Below are 20,502 nucleotides of genomic sequence, written 5' to 3' on the forward strand. Positions count from 1 at the left end.
TCCTCTCCCCTGCTTAGATGTCCAGGTTCTTTACAAATTTGGCGTTTGTCTCAATGAATTCCCGTCTCGGCTCTACCTTGTCTCCCATCAGAGTGGTAAAGGTCAGATCGATTTCCGCGGAATACGTATCATCCATAGTCACACGCTTCAGAATCCGGCGTTCCGGGTCCATGGTAGTCTCCCAGAGCTGATCGGCGTCCATCTCGCCCAGTCCCTTATAACGCTGGATCTTATTATTCTGATCTCTTCCCACCTCATCCAGGATAGAAGCAAGTTCCTGATCGCTGTAGGCATACCAGACTTTCTTGTTCTTTTCCAGCTTGTAAAGGGGCGGCTGGGCCAGATACACATACCCTTCCCGGATCAGATCCGGCATAAACCGGTAGATAAAGGTCAGAAGCAGCGTACTGATATGAGCTCCGTCCACGTCGGCATCCGTCATCAGAATGATCTTGTGGTAACGCAGCTTTGATATATCAAAATCATCATGGATTCCCGTTCCGAAGGCTGTGATCATGGCTTTAATCTCTGCATTCCCATAGATTCTGTCCAGTCTTGCCTTTTCCACGTTCAGAATCTTTCCCCTTAAGGGAAGGATCGCCTGCGTGGCTCTGGAACGTGCCTTCTTCGCGGAGCCTCCCGCGGAATCTCCCTCCACGATATAGATCTCACAGTTTTCCGGATTCTTGTCAGAGCAGTCCGCCAGCTTTCCCGGAAGAGCCATACCGTCCAGGGCTGTCTTTCTTCTCGTCAGATCCCGGGCCTTTCTCGCGGCCTCCCTGGCCCTCTGAGCCAGGATGGATTTGTCCAGGATCACCTTTGCCACAGCAGGATTCTGCTCCAGGAAAATCATCAGCTGCTCAGAAACCACATTGTCTACAGCTCCCCTGGCCTCGCTGTTCCCCAGCTTCTGCTTGGTCTGACCCTCAAACTGGGGTTCGCCGATTTTGATGCTGATGATCGCCGTCAGACCTTCCCGGATATCATCTCCGTTCAGGCTGGGATCACTGTCCTTCAAAAGCTTGTTCTTTTTTGCGTAATCATTAAAGGTCTTTGTGAGGGCGTTTTTAAAACCGGTCATATGAGTTCCGCCCTCAGGCGTATTGATATTATTTACAAAGCTGTAGCAGTTCTCCGTATAGGAATCGTTATGCTGCATGGCCACTTCCACATAGACGTCATTGACCATGCCCTCGCAGTAAATAATCTGATCATAGAGAGCTGTCTTGGACCGGTTCAGATACTCTACAAACTCTTTGATTCCGCCTTCATAGCAGAATTCTTTCTTATGCTGCGGTTCCACCCGGTCATCCCGCAGAATAATATTCAGTCCTCTGGTAAGGAATGCCATCTCACGCAGACGGACTTTCAGCGTATCGTAATCAAATACAGTTTCCTCAAAAATCTCCTTATCCGGCAGAAAGGTCACCATAGTTCCTGTCTCTTCCAGATCACAGTCTCCGATCACCTTCAGCTTATCAACCACATGGCCTCTCTCATAGCGCTGGAAATACACTTTTCCCTCGCTGCGAATCTTTACCTCCAGCCACTCGGAAAGGGCATTTACCACAGAAGCGCCCACGCCATGCAGGCCTCCGGATACCTTGTATCCCCCGCCGCCGAATTTTCCCCCGGCATGAAGAACCGTAAAGACTACCTCCACAGCCGGAATTCCGGCCTTGTGGTTGATGCCTACCGGAATTCCCCGTCCATCGTCTACGACTGTGATGGAATTGTCCGGATTGATCGTGACATCGATATTTTTGCAGTAGCCTGCCAGTGCCTCATCTACAGAATTATCTACAATCTCATATACCAGATGATGAAGTCCGCGGGCGGAGGTACTTCCAATGTACATACCAGGTCTTTTGCGGACAGCTTCCAGTCCTTCCAGGATCTGAATTTGATCTGCTCCATATTCTGCACTCATTTTCGTTCCTCCCAGCAACTAATTTTAATCATATTCCTGCGGCCTCATCAGCAGGTGATTCGGCCTGTAATACATAATTACCTAATTCTCACAGATAACAGATCCTTCAACCACCTTAAATATCTTATTGATCGAAAATCTGTGACCTACAAACTCATCCAGACCCGTGCAGGTAATCAGAGTCTGGATATCATGAATACTGTTCAGCAAATAGTTTTGCCTGTTCTGATCCAGTTCAGACAATACATCGTCAAGAAGCAGCACAGGAGTATCCCGTATCACCTGCTTCACCAGCTCTATCTCAGACAATTTCAGGGAAAGGGCAGCCGTGCGCTGCTGTCCCTGGGAACCGAATTTCCGGATATCCACGCCGTCCGCCTCAAACAGCAGATCGTCCCGGTGGGGGCCCGCGTTTGTAGTCTTGAGCCTGATATCCTTTTCCCGGTTCTGCCTGATCACTTCATAAAGTTCTTCTCTGGAAACATTTTTTTCATAGGAAATCCGGAGGTTTTCTCTTCCTCCTGACAGATTCCGGTGAATTCTCTGAACGATTTCACCAAGAGACCTGATAAAATCTTCCCGCCCCTCTATGACTTTCTTTCCGTACTCCGCAAGCTGCAGATCCCATACGTCCAGCGTATCGATCAGTTCCGGTCGGAACGAAAGATCCTTTAACAGTCTGTTTCTCTGAACAAGAATGCGGTTATAACCGGAAAGCTGATGCAGATAGACTTTATCCAGCTGACAGAGTTCCATATCCAGAAACCTTCTGCGCTCAGCCGGGCCCTGCTTGATGATGCTTAAATCCTCCGGAGAAAAAAATACAAAATTTGCGATTCCGAAAAGCTCGCTGGCTTTCCGGATGGGCACCCCGTTGATGGCGATTCCCTTCGCCTTGTTCTTTTTCAGATGAATATCAATCTGATATTCCAGTTCTCTCTTTTTTACGAAGGTACGCAGGTGCGCCTCTTCCTCGCCGAAATAAATCATATCCCGATCACGGCTGCCCTTATGGGATTTTGTAGTCCCGCTTAAATATACGGCCTCCAGGATATTCGTCTTTCCCTGAGCGTTATCTCCGTAAAAAATATTCGTTTTTTCGTCAAATAAAAGCTTCAGTTCCCTGTAATTGCGGAAATTCTTCAGCTCCACAGACTCCACAATCATACGATCTTATAATCCTGTCCGGCATAACGGAAGACATCGCCCTTATGAAGCTTGCGGCCCCGCCGCTCTTCGACCTCTCCGTTAACCTCCACATTTCCGTCCAGGATCTCATATTTGATATCTGAACCACTGTCCAGAATCCCGGCCAGCTTCATGGCCTGGCCAAGCCGGATAAATTCATCCCGGATCGCAACCTCAATATATTCCATGAATCTTTCTCCTTACACGGAAGCGCTGTTAAAGTTCACCGGCAGGATCAGATAGATGTAGGTCTGATTCTCGTCCCGGATAAAGCAGGGCGCTTTCGGATTTACAAGATACAGAGTCACCATTTCATCGTCGATAACCCGGAGCGCGTCGATCAGGAATTTGGGATTGAAACCGATCAGAATATCCTTTCCTTCCTTTTCGATTACGATCTCTTCGTTCATGGTGCCAAGTCCTGACGTGAGCTTCAGGCGCATCTCTCCGTCAGTGATCTGAATGATGATCGGTTTTTTGTCATTTTCCCGGATCAGCAGCGTAGCGCGGTCGATACAGCTTAACAGCTCTTTCTTATTGACCTTTACCTTCGTCTCATAATCTGTGGAAAGCATCTGCTCAATCCGGAAATACTCTCCTTCGATCAGACGGGATACCACGGTCGTCTCATCAAACTCAAATACAATATGGTTCTTTGTGAAAAACAGATTTACCAGAGCATCCATCTCTCCGGACAGAATCTTGCTCACTTCGATCAGAGTCTTTCCCGGAACGATCACTTTTCTGGGCTGGTATTCCTCTTTCAGCTCCAGGTTTCGGATGGATACCCGGTGGCCGTCCAGGGAAACCACTTTCAGACGATTTCCATCGATCTCAAAAAGTTCGCCGGTCATCATCTTATTATTCTCATTATCAGAAATAGAAAAAATGGTCTGTTTAATCACTTCCCGCAGAGAAAACTGGGATACCACCACAGGCTCTGCTTTTTCTATATAGGGAAGGTAGGAAAAATCCTCTCCTGATTTGCCGGCAATGCTGAATCTGGCTTTTTCACAGGTAATCTGCATCTGGAATCCGGCGTCTGTCTCAATGGTAACATCATTATCCGGAAGCTTTCTCACGATCTCGGAAAAGATCTTGGCGTCAATGGCAATGATTCCCTTTTCCTGAATATCTCCTTCGATGACAGTCTCAATACCAAGTTCCATATCATTGGCTGTCATTTTGATCTGTCCGGTGGAAGCATCGATCAAAATACATTCCAGAATAGACATGGTTGTCTTGGATGGAACTGCTTTCAGGACAATGTTAACACCTTTTAATAAATCTGATTTTTTACAGATAAACTTCATGATGTGTATAACTCCTTTCCTCCGCCTTCCGGGGGCGCGTATGTATATATAAATAATTAAATCCGTCGTATTCGTAGTAGGGGCTGTGAATATGTTGAAAACTGGTCTCAGGCCCTGTAAATACCGAAGATCCGGCAAGGATAACTGTGTGAAAAACCGCTGTATAACCGGCCGTAAACCCCCGGGGTTTTACACATGCCTGAAACGGCGGATCAGTTTTCCCCACAGGATCAACACCCTGTCCACATGAGAATGTTGATAAATCCTGTAAGGCTGAAATTCTTTCTCAGTTGGGATTCAGTTTCTTTTTGATCGTACTGATCAGACGGCTGGTGGAATCATTGGACTGAAGCTCATGCTCGATTTTCTCCGCTCCATGCATGATGGTCGTATGATCCCGGCCTCCCAGAATCTCACCGATCTTTTTATAGGTAGTTCCGTTTTCCTTGCAGAGATACATAACGATCTGCCGCGGATAGACGATGCTTGCAGTACGCTTATTTCCGCGGATGTCGTCAGGACTGATATGAAAATGCTCCGCAACCACTTCAATAATCAGATCCGGCGTGATCTTCCGGTTTTCTCCCGGTGAAATAATATCCTTGATGGCCTCTTCCGCCAGAAGCATGTCGATAGGCCGCTTTTCCAGGGTGGAAAGAGCGATCAGACGGTTGAAGGCGCCTTCCAGTTCACGGATATTGGATTTGATATTGGTGGCAATATAGGTAATGATATTATCGTCGATTTGGTAGCCTTCCAGTTCTTCTTTTTTGCGCAGAATGGCCATCCTGGTCTCAAAATCCGGAGAAGATACGTCTGCGATCAGTCCGCATTCAAAACGGGTGCGGAGACGCTCCTCCAGGGTCTCGATATCCTTCGGAGGACGGTCGCTGGAGATGATAATCTGCTTATTCGCGCTGTGAAGGGCGTTGAAGGTATGGAAGAATTCTTCCTGAGTACTTTCTTTTCCTATAATAAACTGTACGTCGTCGATCAAAAGCACGTCAATATTCCGGTATTTCTCGCGGAAACGGGTCATACCGGAGGGATCGCCGATTCGAAGGGTCTCGATCAGTTCATTGGTGAAATACTCACTGGTAACATAGAGAACCTTCATGGATGGATTTTCTTTTAATATGTAATTTGCGATGGCGTGCATCAGGTGGGTCTTACCCAGTCCTACGCCTCCGTGCAGGAACAGCGGGTTGTACACATTGCCGGGCGTCTCGGCTACAGCCAGGGAGGCGGCGTGGGCAAATTTGTTGTTGCTTCCGACTACGAAGGTGTCAAAGGTATACTTCGGATTGATATTTGATTTTTCGTAATCGATGGCTCCTGAACTCTGGCTGCTTTCGCTGTCTTTCCGCTGCTTTTCCGCGCCGCTGCTCTGTTCTGCCGCTTCTTTTTCTGTAATAAACTCCACCTCGTATTTTTCGCCGGTAAACTCTGCGATGGCTACAAAGATAGGAGTCTTGAATTTGGAATTCAGATAAGTGATCATCTGTTCGCCCATGGGAACAATGATTTTTACCACATGATTTTCGGCGCTGTGCACCTTCAGAGGAAGAAGCCAGGTTTCAAAAGACACGTCTGACAGCTCATGCTCTTTCCGGACATGCTCCAGAATCTCGTTCCAGTTTTTTTCTATCAAGTTCATTCTTATATCTCCTCAATGCCCGTAAAAGAGCAATTTATCCTATGATTTATAATATACCAAATTACGGGTGTGATCAAGTAATGAATTAAATTTCCAACGAAAAGACACAAGGTTGTCCACTTGTTATCCACATCTTATCCACATCTTGTGGATAAATATTTTGGTCCTACAAGATATGACGGAGGGAAGAAGAAAAAGAAAAATACTGCCAAATTGCTTGACTTTGCGGGATTTTATGAATATAATTGAAATGATGTTTTTTAGATAGGAGGTGCCAGAGACGATGAAAATGACATTTCAGCCGAAGAAAAGATCCAGATCTAAGGTTCACGGATTCAGAGCCAGAATGAGTACAGCTGGTGGAAGAAAAGTATTAGCAGCCAGAAGATTAAAAGGAAGAAAGAAGTTATCCGCGTAGGCCGCATATATGTGGCCTATTTTCCTATGTACTTTGTAACTGTTCAGTATCTTCACAGTTACATGGCGGCAGAAGTCCGGAGGATACATGAAATATCCGCATTCAGAGTCTTTAAAAAAGAACCGGGATTTTCAGCTTTTATATAAGGAAGGAAAATCCCGCGCAAATCGTTATCTCGTGCTCTATGTGAAAGAAAACGGGATGGAGAAGAATCGTTTTGGTGTTTCTGTCAGTAAAAAAGTGGGGAACAGCGTAGTCCGTCACAGAATCACCAGATTGATTCGGGAGAGTTACCGGCTGCATGAAGACATGTTCAATAGTGGTTTGGATATGGCAGTCATCGCAAGGGTCAGCGCAAAGGGAAAAAGCATGGATGAAATCAGCAGCGCGCTGCTTCACTTGGGAAAGCTTCAGGGAGTCATCAAAAAATGAAAATTGTATTGATCAAATTGATTCAATTTTATCAAAGATATCTATCGCCGTTGAAACGTACGAAATGTCCTTATTTTCCCAGCTGTTCTCAGTATGGTCTGGAAGCCATCCAGAAGTACGGAGCCCTGAAAGGCGGTCTTCTGGCTGCCTGGAGAATTCTAAGGTGCAATCCGTTTTCCAGTGGTGGATATGATCCCGTACCATAAGGAGAATTGAAGGAGGATTTTTTCATTGACAGGTTTGTTTTTGACAAAAAATGCGACGCCTATCCTGGGGCAGTTTGCGTCTATTTTGGGCTGGCTGATTAACGCGATATTTAATCTGCTGGATTCTATCGGAATTCCGAATGTAGGACTTGCAGTTGTTCTTTTTACGATCATCATTTATACCCTGATGCTGCCGCTTACCTATAAGCAGCAGAAGTTTTCACGGATGTCTGTCCGGATGAATCCGGAGCTGCAGGCGATTCAGAAAAAATATAAGGGTAAGCAGGATCAGGTATCCATGCTGAAGATGCAGGACGAGATGAAGGCCGTATACGCGAAATATGGCACATCTCAGACAGGAAGCTGCCTGCCTCTTCTGATTCAGCTGCCTTTCCTGCTGGCTGTATACCGGGTGGTATACGCAATTCCGGCTTACGTGGATAAGGTAAGAGCCGCTTATTATCCGCTGGTTACAGAGCTTCTGAACAGCGCCGGCGCGCAGGATTTTCTGACTAATCTTACGAGCGCGGCTCAGTTTTCCAGACAGGAATTCAACGAAAATACGATTATTGATATTTTGAATAAAGCATCCACCGCGGAGTGGGACTCCCTTGCGTCCAATTTTCCGGATTTGAGTGGAGTAATCGATCAGGCAAGAAATGTTCTGGAAGGATTTAATAATTTCATTGGACTGAATATTTCCAATTCTCCCTGGTTCAGCATCCAGCAGTTCTGGTCTGAGGGAGCTTATCTGTTAATGATCGTAGCTCTTCTGATTCCGATTCTGGCAGGTCTGACTCAGTGGATCAGCGTTCGTCTGATGCCTCAGGCTGCGGCGAATGTGAGCACGGCTGATGGAAACGGCGAGGATATGATGAAATCCATGCGTATGATGAATAATTTCATGCCGCTGATTTCCGTATGGTTCTGCTTTACGCTTCCCGTCGGCGTGGGTATTTACTGGGTAATGAGTGCTGTGGTCCGTACAGTCCAGCAGCTTGTGATCAATAAGTATCTGGAAAAGATGGACATTGATGAAGAGATTAAGAAGAATATCGAAAAATATAACAGAAAACGTGAGAAGGACGGACTCCCGCCGGAAAGATTGAATAATGTGGCGCGGACAAGTACAAGATCGGTAGAACCGAATTATACAAAGAAACGTGAGATTACTTCGGAAGAACGTCAGAAACAGATTAAGGATTCTACGGAGTATTATAAGAGGGGCGAGGCAAAACCCGGAAGCCTTGCCGCAAAAGCGAGAATGGTGGAGCAGTATAACGAAAAAACGAAGAAAAAATAGGGAACGGGGGGTTTTCAGATAATGGAAGAAAGTATTCAGGTTTCAGCGAAGACAGTGGAAGACGCAGTTCTGGAAGCTGCGATACAGCTTGGAACCACAAGAGATAAAGTAGATTATGAAGTAGTTACCCCGGGCAGTTCAGGATTTCTGGGAATTGGAAGTAAAAAAGCAGTTATCAGAGCCCGTAAAAAGACGGATGCAGAGATAGAAGCCGGCTATAAGGCTGAGCAGGAGATGGAAGCTCTTCTTGAGAGGGTAAAAGAGAAAGAGAAAAATCCTGTGAAGTCTGAGGAAAAGAAAGAAGAAAAGACGGAGAGCAGGGATAAAGAGCAGCCTTCGCGGAAAGAAAAACCGCAGGCGGAAAAGCCGAAGAAGGCTCCTGTCAAAGAGCAGAAAAATGTGGAGAAGAAGCCTGCGCCTGTGAAAGAAGAAAAGAAGGAAGAGAAGGCAGAAACTTCTCAGAATCCTCAGAAGCCGGAAAAAGCCGTGACAGAGGTAAAAGCGGCTCCTGCCAAGCCGGTAAATACAGAGGAAGTAAAAGCTTTTCTCGAGAAAGTATTTGCGGCTATGGATATGAAGGTTCAGATTACTATCACCCAGAAGCCGGAAGAGCATGAAGTAAATATCGATCTGGAAGGCGACGATATGGGCGTTCTGATCGGAAAGAGAGGACAGACTCTGGATTCCCTTCAGTATCTGACCAGTCTTGTGGTCAATAAGGGCAGTGACGATTATATCAGAGTAAAGGTGGATACGGAAAATTATCGTGAGCGTAGAAAAGCGACTCTTGAAAATCTGGCGAGAAATATCGCTCAGAAGGTAAAGAGAACGAGAAAGCCTGTATCTCTGGAGCCTATGAATCCCTACGAGCGCAGAGTGATTCATTCCGCGCTTCAGAATGACAAATATGTCTGCACCCACAGCGAAGGAGAAGAACCCTACCGCCGTGTGGTAGTTTCATTGAAGGAAGGCGTCCGCCTGGATAATTACAACGGACGGGGAAGAAATCGTTATAACCGTAATTATAAGAAAAAGGAACGCTGATGCGTTCCTTTTTCTGCATGGGGCGATGTTTCCTGTAAGCGCCTGTCCGGATTGAAAAAGAAGACGTTCGCAGAGTAGTAGATAAGGAAGAAAAGATGAAAGAGTTTGAGACGATAGCGGCTGCGGCCACAGCCATGTCAAGTTCCGGGATTGGAATTATCCGCATCAGTGGAGAAGATGCGTTTTCTGTGATGGAAAAAATTTTCAGGCCTCATAACAGAAATAAGAATATGGCAGGGCAGCCTTCTTATACCGTACATTATGGTACGATTGTGGATGGAGAGGAAGTTCTGGATGAAGTGCTTGTTCTTCTAATGAGAGGGCCCCACAGCTATACGGCAGAGGATACGGTGGAGATAGACTGCCATGGGGGAAGGCTTGTGATGCAGCGGATTCTGGATCTGGTAATGAGAAGCGGGGCCAGGCCGGCAGAACCCGGTGAATTTACAAAGAGGGCCTTTTTGAATGGAAGAATCGATTTGTCTCAGGCGGAGGCAGTCATGGATCTGATACAGTCCAGAAACAAAATGGCTCTGAAGTCCTCTGTATCTCAGCTTCAGGGATCTGTTCGCCAGCAGATCGAAAAGCTCCGTTCCCGGATTCTCTATGAGACGGCCTTTCTGGAAGCGGCGCTGGACGATCCGGAGCATATCAGTCTGGACGGATATGCGGAAAAGCTGTACAAAACAGTGGAAGAGATAGGGGGCGAAATAGAGAAGCTTTTGAAATCTTCAGAAAACGGACGAATACTGAGAGAGGGAATCAAAACGGTTATTCTGGGAAAGCCCAATGCGGGAAAATCGTCGCTTCTGAATGTGCTTCTGGGAGAGGAACGGGCTATCGTGACAGAGATAGAGGGTACAACCCGTGATGTGCTGGAAGAGCAGCTTCAGCTCGGCGATCTTTCTCTTTCACTTCTGGATACGGCTGGAATCCGTTCTACGGAAGATATTGTGGAGCAGATTGGAGTAGAGAGAGCGAAGAAGCAGGCTGAGGACGCGGACCTGATTTTGTATGTGGCAGACAGTTCTCGGCCTCTGGATGAAAGCGATGAAGAGATTCTTGATCTTTTGAAGGGCAAAAAGGCGCTGGTGCTTCTGAATAAGTCAGATCTGGAGTCTGCCATAACCCCTCAGATGATGGAAAAAAGGACGAATCATAAGGTCCTTTTAATTTCAGCAAAGGAGGAACAGGGAATCCGTGAGCTGGAGGAAGAGATTCGTTCCCTTTTCTTCCAGGGAGAACTGGATTTTAATGATGAGGTTCTTATCACAAATGTGCGTCATAAGACCGCTCTGCAGAGAGCGAAGGAAAGCCTGTCCATGGTGATGGACAGTATTCAGAACGGGATGCCGGAAGATTTTTACACTATTGATTTGACAGACGCCTATCAGGCTCTGGGAACAATTCTTGGAGAAGAGATGGGAGAAGATTTGATCAATGAAATATTTGGAAAATTCTGTATGGGCAAATAAGTGACCGATAACAGACAGGTAATGGATAGATAACAGGAGATATTATGAATACAGTATACAAAGAGACGTGCCAGGCAGTTGTAGTCGGAGCAGGACATGCGGGCTGTGAAGCGGCCCTTGCCTGTGCCAGACTGGGGATAGAGACAGTAATGTTTACAGTGAGTGTGGACAGTATTGCTTTGATGCCCTGCAATCCCAATATTGGAGGAACCTCCAAGGGACATCTGGTCCGTGAAATCGATGCCCTTGGCGGCGAGATGGGAAAAAATATCGATAAGACCTTTATTCAGTCGAAAATGCTGAATGTATCCAAGGGGCCGGCAGTGCATTCTCTCCGGGCCCAGGCAGATAAATCAGAATACAGCCGCAGTATGCGCAGAGTTCTGGAAAATACCGATCACCTGTCTATCGTTCAGGCTGAGGTGGCGGAGATTCTGACAGAAGGCTCCGGAGAAAATCGGATCGTAAAAGGAGTAAAGACTGCTTCCGGAGCGATCTATGAGGCTCAGGCTGTAATTCTATGCACAGGCACTTATCTGAGAGCCCGCTGTATCTACGGGGATGTGAGTACCTATACGGGACCGAACGGTCTTCAGGCGGCGAATCATCTGACAGATTCTCTGAAAAAGCTTGGGATCGAAATGTATCGGTTTAAGACAGGAACGCCTGCCAGAATCGACAGACGTTCGATTGATTTCAGTAAAATGGAAGAGCAGTTTGGAGATGAAAAGGTTGTACCATTTTCTTTTACGACTGATCCGGATACGGTACAGATTCCTCAGGTTTCCTGCTGGCTGACTTATACGAATGAAAAGACCCATGAAATTATCAGAAATAATCTGGATCGTTCCCCGTTGTATTCTGGAATGATAGAGGGAACCGGCCCCCGGTATTGTCCTTCTATAGAAGATAAAGTGGTCCGTTTTGCCGATAAGAACCGGCATCAGGTATTTATAGAGCCGGAAGGTCTCTATACCAATGAGATGTATGTGGGCGGCATGTCCAGTTCCCTTCCTGAAGATGTGCAGCACGCCATGTATTCTTCTGTGGCCGGTTTGGAGCATGTGAAAATCGTGAGAAATGCCTATGCGATTGAATATGACTGTATCGATGCGCGGCAGCTCTATGCGAGTCTGGAATTTAAAAAGATTCATGGTCTGTTCAGCGGCGGCCAGTTTAACGGAAGCTCTGGGTATGAGGAGGCGGCGGCTCAGGGATTGATTGCTGGAATCAACGCGGCGCGGATGATTCAGAAAAAGGACCCTCTGATTCTGGATCGGTCCCAGGCATATATCGGTGTATTGATTGACGATCTGGTTACAAAGGAAAACAGAGAGCCTTACCGGATGATGACATCCCGTTCAGAATACCGTCTGCTTTTACGGCAGGATAACGCGGATCTCCGCCTTACAAAGATTGGATACGAAATGGGTCTGATTTCAGAAGAACGGTATCAGGAGCTTCTGGAGAAAGAGCGTCAGATTGAGAAAGAAATTAAGCGGGTAGAAAAGGTATTTGTGGGAACTTCCGAAGAAGTTCAGGAGCTCCTGGAAAAGTATGAGAGTACCCCTCTTCATTCCGGTATTTCTCTGGCGGAACTGATCCGCAGGCCGGAACTTAATTATGAGATTCTGGAGCCGCTTGATCCGGACAGACCCCGGCTTCTGAGAGGAGTGGCGGAGCAGGTAAATATTCATATTAAATATGACGGATATATCCGCCGTCAGCAGAAGCAGGTGGAACAGTTTCAGAAGCTTGAGTATAAAAAGCTGCCGGAAAATCTGGATTATGATGAAATTCCCAGTCTTCGGACAGAAGCACGGCAGAAACTGAAAATGGTAAAGCCTCTGTCTGTGGGACAGGCATCACGGATTTCCGGCGTTTCCCCGGCGGACATTTCGGTTCTTCTGGTATGGCTGGAACAGAGAAAGGGCAGGAAAAACTGAATGGAAAAAGAAAGACAGAATTATATAAGAAAAGCTTTTGGAGAAATCCAAATCTTTTTAAATGAAGAGCAGATTCAGCAATTTGCGTGTTATTACGAGATTTTGATTCAGAAAAATGAAGTGATGAATCTGACAGCGATTACAGAATTTGAGGATGTGGTCCGAAAACATTTCGTAGACAGCCTGACAATAAAAAATATTCTGGAACCAAAGGCCGGAGAATATTGGCTCGACCTGGGAACAGGAGCAGGTTTTCCGGGAATTCCTCTGAAAATTGTATATCCGGAACTGAAGCTTGTACTCCTGGATTCGCTGAATAAGCGGGTTAAGTTTCTTCAGGAAGTTATAGAAAAACTGGATTTGAAGAAAATTGATGCTGTCCACGGCCGTGCGGAAGAGCTTGCCAGAAAAGCAGAGTACAGAGAACAGTTTGACTGCTGTGTGTCCAGAGCAGTGGCCAATCTGGCTTCACTTTCGGAATATTGTCTTCCTTTTGTAAAGTCAGGAGGATGTTTTGTGCCGTATAAATCGGAAAAAATTCAGGAAGAAATCAAAGGAGCGGAAAAGGCAGTCCGTATTCTCGGAGGAAAGATGGAAGAGCAGAAAGAGTTTCTTTTGCCGGGATCGGATATTTACAGATGTCTGCTCTGCATTCGAAAGATTCAGGAAACACCAAAGAAGTATCCGAGAAAAGCAGGGACACCGACAAAGGAGCCAATCCGGTAAAAAAGAACAAATGAATTAACCTTAGTGAGCAAGCTCCCACGGTTAATTCATTTATTCTTTTTCGCATGGCTGAAGAATCAAGAAATCCGGAGAAAGTCAGCCATGAAGCTCGAATATGCGGGGAAGTATCTGAGCCTTCGGCCTTAAAGGAGGAGAAGCATCTTCTCGCTTATAGGGCGTCCGCCCTATGAAAAAGAACAAATGAATTAATCTTAGTGAGCGAGCTCCCCCGGTTAATTCATTTATTCTTTTTCGCATGGCTGACTTGTGAATAAAAATGTTTCACGTGAAACATTCGTTCTCTTGTAGATGGATTAAATTCTATGCTATAATATCTAGGCAAAGAGTTATATTTTCGCAGTATGCTTTTAAAAATGAAAACAGGCTGCAGTGGCAGGACAACGGCAGAACTTTGACGGTTTATAATATTTACACCTATGGCTGTTTCTATCAGCTGGCTGCATGAGAGCATACAACTGAATCTCAGCTATGCGGGCAGATTATGAAGAGTGTCAGTAATCCAATTGCAGGAAGTCTGCTTTGTTACGTGCTTGAGTTAGAAGCTGCGAGAATTAACAGTTTATACTTATAAATGTTTCACGTGAAACATTGAGGAGAATAATTATGGGAAGAGTTATAGCGGTAGCAAATCAAAAGGGTGGCGTTGGTAAAACAACGACGGCAATTAATCTGTCGGCAGCATTAGCAGAAAAGGGAAAAAAGGTTCTTTTGATCGATATTGATCCTCAGGGTAATGCTACCAGTGGAGTAGGTGTAGAAAAGAATGAAGTGGAAAACACAATATATGATTTGATCCTTGGAGAAACAACGATTCAGTCATGTATTGAATATACAGAGTTTGAAAATCTTCATTTAATTCCTTCCAATGTAGATTTAGCTGCGGCGGAGATTGAGTTAATTGGAATACCGGATAAGGAATTTATCATCAGAAAAGAAGTGGAAAAGATCAAAAACGTATATGATTTTATTTTGATCGATTGTCCGCCTTCATTGAATCTTCTTACTATAAACGCAATGACTACAGCCGACACGGTGCTTGTGCCGATTCAATGTGAATATTATGCTCTGGAAGGATTGAGCCAGCTGATACATACAATCAATCTTGTAAAAGAGCGTCTGAATCCCTATCTGGATATTGAAGGAATTGTATTTACCATGTTTGATGCCCGGACAAATCTTTCTCTTCAGGTAGTAGAAAATGTACGCGCAAATGTAAAGCAGAAGGTGTACAGTACCATCATACCGAGAAATGTACGTCTTGCGGAAGCTCCCAGCCATGGATATCCGATTACCATCTATGATCCCAAGTCGGCAGGAGCGGAGAGCTACAGAGCTCTCGCAGAGGAAGTAATTAGCAGGGAGGACGAATAAAATGGCAGCAAGAAGAGGAGGACTCGGAAAAGGACTGGACAGTCTGATTCCCGAGACGATTAAAACTACAGCGCCCGACAAAACAAAGGTTGTGGAGAAGGTAGTAGAAAAAGTTGTCGAAAAACCGGTAGAACTGAAAGTGAAAATATCAAAGGTGGGTCCCAACAAGGACCAGCCCAGAAAACAGTTTGATGAAGACGCGCTGGTAGAGCTGGCAGATTCGATCAAACAGTTTGGTATTATCCAGCCTCTGATTGTACAGGAAAAAAACGGTTTTTATGAGATTATTGCCGGAGAACGCCGTTGGCGTGCCGCAAAGCTGGCGGGATTGAAAGAGGTTCCTGTCATTGTAAAAGATTATTCGGATCTGGAAGTGGTGGAAATCTCTCTGATCGAAAATATTCAGAGAGAGAACCTGAATCCCATTGAAGAGGCACTGGCTTATAAACGTCTCTTGAATGAATTTAATCTGAAACAGGATGAAGTGGCGGAGCGTGTATCGAAGAGCCGGACAGCCGTGACAAACTCTATGCGGCTTCTGAAGCTGGATGAGAGAGTCCAGCAGATGGTCATTGACGATATGCTTTCCACAGGACATGCGAGAGCTCTCTTGGGAATCGAAGATCCGGAGCTTCAGTATACTACAGCGGCAAAAGTATTCGATGAAAAACTCAGTGTCCGGGAAGTGGAAAAGCTGGTAAAGAAGATTCAGCAGGGAAAGGCAGAAAAGAAGAAAGAAGAAACCATACATGATTTCATCTACACTGACCTGGAAGAGAAGATGAAAGAAGCGGTAGGTACGAAAGTTTCGATTCGTCAGAACGCGAAGGGGAAAGGAAAGATTGAAATAGAATATTACTCCAGAGAAGATCTGGAGCGAATCATTGACATCATTACACACGCAGAGAATCGTTAGCGGCAGGAGGAAACAAAAGATGAGTCCAATGTTAGATTATGTATATCAGATGACAGGAATTGACGCGGCATACATTCTGATCGGGATGCTTGTGCTGATTCTGATTCTTTTCATTCTGGTAATTGTGGCGTTATGTAAACTAAAAAAACTGCACCGCAGATATGACCGTTTTATGAGAGGAAAAGATGCGGAAAGTATGGAAGATACGATTCTTTCCTGTATCGAAAAGAATGAAAAGCTTGACCAGATGAATCAGATACTGCGGGAAGATATCATTGGTCTTCGAAAAAATCAGCGTATTACTTATCAGAAAATGGGAATGGTAAAATATAACGCTTTTCGTGAGATGAGCGGGGATCTGAGTTATGCCCTTGCTCTTCTGGATCAGCAGAATAACGGTTTTCTCATGAATTCTGTATATGCGAAGGAAGGCGGGTATTCCTATATCAAAGAGATCGTAAACGGAGAAAGCGTTATTCAGCTTTCTGAGGAAGAGCAGGCTGCTCTTGACAAAGCAAAAAGCCAGTCTTGAAAAAGAGTACAGACTGGTATATGATAAAAAATAAGTCTGACGCTGAAATACAGTTTTAAAATATAGCGCAGGAATGAAAAAGGAGAAAAAAGATGTTAGACATTAAGTTTTTACGGGAAAATCCGGAAATTGTAAAGCAGAATATCAGAAATAAATTTCAGGACCAGAAGCTTGGACTGGTGGACGAAGTAATCGAGCTTGACGCGCAGAAGCGTGCCGCTCAGCAGGAGGCGGACGGCCTGCGGGCAGACAGAAATAAGCTTTCCAAGCAGATTGGCGCTCTGATGGGGCAGGGCAAAAAGGATGAGGCAGAAGAAGTAAAGAAACAGGTGGCTGCACAGGCAGACCGTCTGGCAGAGCTGTCGGAAAAGGAAAAAGAACTGGATGAGAAGATCCTGAAAATTATGATGGTGATCCCCAATATCATCAATCCAAGCGTTCCCATTGGAAAAGATGACAGCGAGAATGTGGAGAGAGAACGTTTCGGAGAACCGGTGGTTCCTGATTTTGAGATTCCCTACCACACTGAAATTATGGAAAAATTTCATGGAATCGATCTGGACAGCGCAAGAAAGGTAGCCGGAAACGGATTTTATTATCTGATGGGAGATATTGCAAGACTGCATTCCGCGGTACTGGCCTATGCCCGTGATTTTATGATCGACAGAGGCTTTACCTATTGCGTGCCGCCCTTTATGATCCGCAGCAATGTAGTTACAGGCGTTATGAGCTTCGCGGAAATGGATGCCATGATGTATAAGATTGAGGGAGAGGATCTCTATCTGATCGGAACCAGCGAACATTCCATGATCGGAAAATTTATTGACACGATTCTTCAGAAAGATGAGCTGCCGAAGACTCTGACCAGCTATTCTCCCTGCTTCCGTAAGGAAAAAGGAGCCCACGGTCTGGAGGAGCGCGGCGTATACCGTATCCATCAGTTTGAAAAGCAGGAAATGATCGTGGTCTGCGAGCCGGAGGAGAGCCCCATGTGGTTTGATCGTCTGTGGCAGAATACCGTGGATTTATTCCGCTCTCTGGATATTCCTGTAAGAACTCTGGAGTGCTGTTCCGGAGATCTGGCAGATCTGAAGGTGAAGTCTGTGGATGTGGAAGCCTGGTCTCCCCGCCAGAAGAAGTATTTTGAGGTGGGAAGCTGTTCCAATCTGGGAGACGCTCAGGCGCGCCGCCTGAAAATCCGTATTAACGGGGAGAAGGGCAAGTATTTTGCGCATACATTAAATAATACCGTAGTTGCTCCGCCCAGAATGCTGATTGCGTTCCTGGAGAATAATCTTCAGGCGGACGGCACAGTGAAGATACCGAAGGTTCTTCAGCCCTATATGGGAGGAAAGACCATTATCAAATAGTAAGCTTTATCCACATTTGTGGAAAAGCACGTGGAAATGTGGATAACCTGATCCTGAGGAGGTGAATACAGTGCACGAATACCTGAGAGCTGTAGGCTTCAGCAGTATAGAAAATAAGGAACAGCTGAAGCATCTTCTGGAAATGACAGAGGATTCTTATCAAAGTGAAAAGACCGCGTTTTCCGGGAACGGAAATGATTTCTCCGAGAGAAAAAAAGAATTCGCTCCGCGGATGGGGATTATTCTCCGGGGAGAATATGATGAGAAAGGCGATTATCAGAGAGATTATTATTTTCCTTATTTTGAGGGAACGCAGGAAAAATTTTATGATAATATCAGCATAGAGCGTCATGCGGAGAAGGAATCTTATGCAGGTGTCTGTGAAGATCTGTCCATGGGAGTAACCATCATTTTCTATGTGCAGAATATTGTGGATTATCTGAGTGAGCGCCACCTGAATCATCTGTCATCCTGCACCGCGCGGATTCGTTTTTCCGGTCTTTCCATTGACGGACGGATTCTTCTTCCTGTGGCAAAACGCATGACAGAAGAGGAAAATTCGGAAGCGATTCTGCAGAGAACCCGTCTTCTCAAAGCAGCCAGAGAGGGAGATGAGGAAGCCATTGAAAACCTGACACTGGAGGATATGGACACTTATTCCATGATTTCCAGGCGGATTGCGGATGAAGATGTGTTTTCCATTGTGTCCACCTACTTTATGCCTTATGGCGTAGAGTGTGATCATTATAATGTACTTGGCGAAATTCTGAATATCGAGATGGTAGAAAACAGCCTGACCAGAGAGAGAGTATATATACTCACAATTGAAAGTCATGATCTGATTTTTGAGGTTTGTATCAATCAGAAGGATTTGCTGGGAGAGCCGGCAGTGGGCAGAAGATTTAAAGGAATTGTGTGGCTTCAGGGAAACGTAAGCTTCCAGAATTAGAAAATAAAAAAAGTTTTATCAGGATATCCCTGGCTGACAGAGAAAGAGATGAAAAAGATACTTCCTTTGCAGCCGGGGGTATTTTCGTAAAGAATAAAAAATAGAATGAACGCGGTCAGTTTGTACAATTGGCAGCGTCAATAGCAATGGCAAGCATCAGTCCCATCAGTTCATCTTCCGGATTCGCAATGTCGATGACATAAGTATCTCCCCAGTGCAGAACCTCTTTGGTAATATGAATAATGGGACAGCACTGGGAGTAGACGTCGTAATCCCAGCCCAGAAAGTCGCCTTCCACGCGCCAGCCGTTGAAATCTATCTCGTACTTTGGCGTCAGGAATGAAAATTTCTTCTGAATCGTTCCCTGCTTTACCCCATTTACTTCTATTTCAAAAGCGGGCAGAAAAGTCAGAAGCTCCTGACTGATCCGGCCGACTTCATTGTTCCAGGCATCATATACATGAAGCTGGTGGCCCAGTGCAAAAACCTCTGCTTTTACAAAATAGCGTATGTTTTCATTTTCATCATAAATATCATAGGTGTCTGACCAGGAAAAGACACGCTGTTTGATCAGCAGACGCATGGAAATCCCCCTTATCTCATAGTAATCTATTATTATTTGCTTCGTTCACAGTAATCTGCTTTCTATATCATAAGTTTGCATAGGTATATACTCTCGTAAACTTATGGCATCTGTCTTCAGTATATCAGTCGAGAACAGTTTCCTCAAGAAAAAACAGATGTTATAATTGGAAAAAAGTATCTCTGACTGACAGGGAGGAAATGTCTTCGCCAATTAAGAATAAAGAAGGTCAAAAAGTTTATGTTGTTTAGAAAAAAAGTAAAAAAGAAAGCCAGGCATATTGAGCTTACGGTAGACCGGGAAAGCGTATGTATGGGGGACGACGTAACGGCTCCAAATGAAAAGATTTTTCCGGTGGCAGAAAATGAAACGCTGTCGGATGTGATTGAAAAAATCTGCGCTTATCTCCCCAAAATGAACGATGTAGTCTGGTCTGTAGATACAGGAATAAAGACAGAAGCCTATATCGTGATGGAAACGAAAAACAGATACTGGTATGAGCTTTGTGAACAGGATAAGCGTTTTGCTGAGACAGAAATCCATTATCTGCACTGCAGGTATTTTCATACAGGCCGCTTTTTATACAGAGACCAGATGAGCGGAGAACGGATCGAAAAATATCCGGAGTGCGGAGAACTTCTGGACAAGGTAAAATGCTTCATGGGAGAGTACTTTAAGGAAGAACTGAAAATAAAGGGTGGGAGCGTCTGTATCTGGGGAGAATGGTTTGGAAGGCCCGGTGATAATTTTCATCAGGTGAAGACCGTCAAATGGACAGAAGACAGCATTTCCATTCATTTTAAGGGCGGCGAGTCTCTGTATATCACGGACCCTGAGGTGGTGGAAAATAAAGCAGACAGATTTGTGGTCAGGGATGCTTCCAGGGTCCTGTGGACCTGGTATCTATATGGAGAAAAGCAGATTTACAGAAATCTGTGCGTGCGCCAGTATAGAAAGAATGAAGAGGGATTGATCCTGCGTGCGGAAGGAAAGCGCAGAGATGTGAAGGAAGACAGCGGAGTTTTGTTTCCGGCAGGGAAAAGCTGCGCGGTTTTGATCGGATAAAGGACAGAAAATATAATCTATCAAAAGAAAATTGAGAAACATATGGAGAACGACAGA

At 45.3% G+C, this 20,502-nt stretch carries 20 protein-coding genes; 14 read left to right on the forward strand and 6 right to left on the reverse strand.

Annotated features, from left to right (window positions below):
• Positions 1 to 13: 13 nt before the first annotated feature.
• The 5 genes from gyrB to dnaA form a co-directional block, all read right to left on the reverse strand.
• Positions 14 to 1,930: a DNA topoisomerase (ATP-hydrolyzing) subunit B gene (gene gyrB / locus B5E82_RS12540; RefSeq protein ID WP_206415704.1), complete on the reverse strand. Its 1,917-nt coding sequence runs from the start codon at positions 1,928 to 1,930 to the stop codon at positions 14 to 16.
• A gap of 81 nt (positions 1,931 to 2,011) precedes the next feature.
• Positions 2,012 to 3,097 (reverse strand): DNA replication/repair protein RecF, encoded by a 1,086-nt coding sequence (gene recF / locus B5E82_RS12545; RefSeq protein WP_087307912.1) that lies wholly within the window; start codon positions 3,095 to 3,097, stop codon positions 2,012 to 2,014.
• Entirely contained in the window at positions 3,094 to 3,306 is a 213-nt protein-coding gene (locus B5E82_RS12550) for an RNA-binding S4 domain-containing protein (RefSeq protein ID WP_087307913.1), read from the reverse strand. Before B5E82_RS12550 ends, recF begins: the two co-directional genes overlap by 4 nt.
• A 12-nt stretch (positions 3,307 to 3,318) precedes the next feature.
• A complete protein-coding gene (gene dnaN, locus B5E82_RS12555; protein WP_087307914.1) occupies positions 3,319 to 4,431 on the reverse strand; it encodes a DNA polymerase III subunit beta in 1,113 nt (370 codons plus the stop codon).
• 286 nt (positions 4,432 to 4,717) lie between these two features.
• Positions 4,718 to 6,088, reverse strand: a complete 1,371-nt coding sequence (gene dnaA, locus B5E82_RS12560) for a chromosomal replication initiator protein DnaA (protein WP_087307915.1) — start codon at positions 6,086 to 6,088, stop codon at positions 4,718 to 4,720.
• 283 nt (positions 6,089 to 6,371) lie between these two features.
• Here dnaA and rpmH point away from each other — a divergent pair, with 283 nt between their 5' ends.
• From rpmH to B5E82_RS12625, 13 genes are all read left to right on the forward strand, one after another.
• A complete protein-coding gene (rpmH, locus tag B5E82_RS12565; protein WP_075717635.1) occupies positions 6,372 to 6,506 on the forward strand; it encodes a 50S ribosomal protein L34 in 135 nt (44 codons plus the stop codon).
• A gap of 87 nt (positions 6,507 to 6,593) precedes the next feature.
• On the forward strand, positions 6,594 to 6,938 hold the full coding sequence (rnpA, locus tag B5E82_RS12570) for a ribonuclease P protein component (RefSeq protein ID WP_087307916.1): 345 nt from the start codon (positions 6,594 to 6,596) through the stop codon (positions 6,936 to 6,938).
• Positions 6,935 to 7,144 carry a membrane protein insertion efficiency factor YidD gene (gene yidD / locus B5E82_RS12575; protein WP_087307917.1) on the forward strand — a complete coding sequence of 70 codons (210 nt, stop codon included), beginning with the start codon at positions 6,935 to 6,937 and terminating at the stop codon, positions 7,142 to 7,144. The genes rnpA and yidD overlap by 4 nt, the downstream gene beginning before the upstream one ends.
• Positions 7,145 to 7,169: 25 nt before the next feature.
• Positions 7,170 to 8,447, forward strand: coding sequence for a YidC/Oxa1 family membrane protein insertase (locus B5E82_RS12580; RefSeq protein WP_087307918.1), 1,278 nt, complete (start codon positions 7,170 to 7,172; stop codon positions 8,445 to 8,447).
• Between the two features lie 21 nt (positions 8,448 to 8,468).
• On the forward strand, positions 8,469 to 9,491 hold the full coding sequence (jag, locus tag B5E82_RS12585; RefSeq protein WP_087307919.1) for an RNA-binding cell elongation regulator Jag/EloR: 1,023 nt from the start codon (positions 8,469 to 8,471) through the stop codon (positions 9,489 to 9,491).
• Positions 9,492 to 9,586: 95 nt separating this feature from the next.
• The gene (gene mnmE, locus B5E82_RS12590) at positions 9,587 to 10,966 is read left to right on the forward strand and encodes a tRNA uridine-5-carboxymethylaminomethyl(34) synthesis GTPase MnmE (RefSeq protein ID WP_087307920.1); all 1,380 of its coding nucleotides are present in this window, start codon (positions 9,587 to 9,589) and stop codon (positions 10,964 to 10,966) included.
• Positions 10,967 to 11,010: 44 nt separating this feature from the next.
• On the forward strand, positions 11,011 to 12,912 hold the full coding sequence (gene mnmG, locus B5E82_RS12595) for a tRNA uridine-5-carboxymethylaminomethyl(34) synthesis enzyme MnmG (protein ID WP_087307921.1): 1,902 nt from the start codon (positions 11,011 to 11,013) through the stop codon (positions 12,910 to 12,912).
• Positions 12,913 to 13,638, forward strand: a complete 726-nt coding sequence (gene rsmG, locus B5E82_RS12600; protein WP_087307922.1) for a 16S rRNA (guanine(527)-N(7))-methyltransferase RsmG — start codon at positions 12,913 to 12,915, stop codon at positions 13,636 to 13,638. It abuts the gene before it with no gap.
• A 624-nt stretch (positions 13,639 to 14,262) separates the two neighbouring features.
• On the forward strand, positions 14,263 to 15,030 hold the full coding sequence (locus tag B5E82_RS12605) for a ParA family protein (RefSeq protein ID WP_087307923.1): 768 nt from the start codon (positions 14,263 to 14,265) through the stop codon (positions 15,028 to 15,030).
• 1 nt (position 15,031) lies between these two features.
• Positions 15,032 to 15,946: a ParB/RepB/Spo0J family partition protein gene (locus B5E82_RS12610; protein ID WP_087307924.1), complete on the forward strand. Its 915-nt coding sequence runs from the start codon at positions 15,032 to 15,034 to the stop codon at positions 15,944 to 15,946.
• 19 nt (positions 15,947 to 15,965) lie between these two features.
• Positions 15,966 to 16,478 carry a DUF4446 family protein gene (locus tag B5E82_RS12615; protein WP_242966319.1) on the forward strand — a complete coding sequence of 171 codons (513 nt, stop codon included), beginning with the start codon at positions 15,966 to 15,968 and terminating at the stop codon, positions 16,476 to 16,478.
• Between the two features lie 92 nt (positions 16,479 to 16,570).
• Positions 16,571 to 17,848: a serine--tRNA ligase gene (gene serS, locus B5E82_RS12620; protein WP_087307926.1), complete on the forward strand. Its 1,278-nt coding sequence runs from the start codon at positions 16,571 to 16,573 to the stop codon at positions 17,846 to 17,848.
• Between the two features lie 70 nt (positions 17,849 to 17,918).
• Positions 17,919 to 18,797: a DUF3881 family protein gene (locus B5E82_RS12625; RefSeq protein ID WP_087307927.1), complete on the forward strand. Its 879-nt coding sequence runs from the start codon at positions 17,919 to 17,921 to the stop codon at positions 18,795 to 18,797.
• A gap of 115 nt (positions 18,798 to 18,912) precedes the next feature.
• Here B5E82_RS12625 and B5E82_RS12630 read toward each other — a convergent pair whose 3' ends face one another.
• Complete coding sequence (locus tag B5E82_RS12630; RefSeq protein WP_334293277.1) at positions 18,913 to 19,395, reverse strand: LURP-one-related/scramblase family protein; 483 nt, start codon at positions 19,393 to 19,395, stop codon at positions 18,913 to 18,915.
• Positions 19,396 to 19,620: 225 nt separating this feature from the next.
• Here B5E82_RS12630 and B5E82_RS12635 point away from each other — a divergent pair, with 225 nt between their 5' ends.
• A complete protein-coding gene (locus tag B5E82_RS12635) occupies positions 19,621 to 20,445 on the forward strand; it encodes a hypothetical protein (protein WP_087307929.1) in 825 nt (274 codons plus the stop codon).
• Positions 20,446 to 20,502: the final 57 nt, after the last annotated feature.

Origin of the sequence: Lachnoclostridium sp. An138, assembly GCF_002160765.1 — a bacterium.
Classification (GTDB): Bacteria; Bacillota; Clostridia; order Lachnospirales; family Lachnospiraceae; genus Laedolimicola; species Laedolimicola faecalis.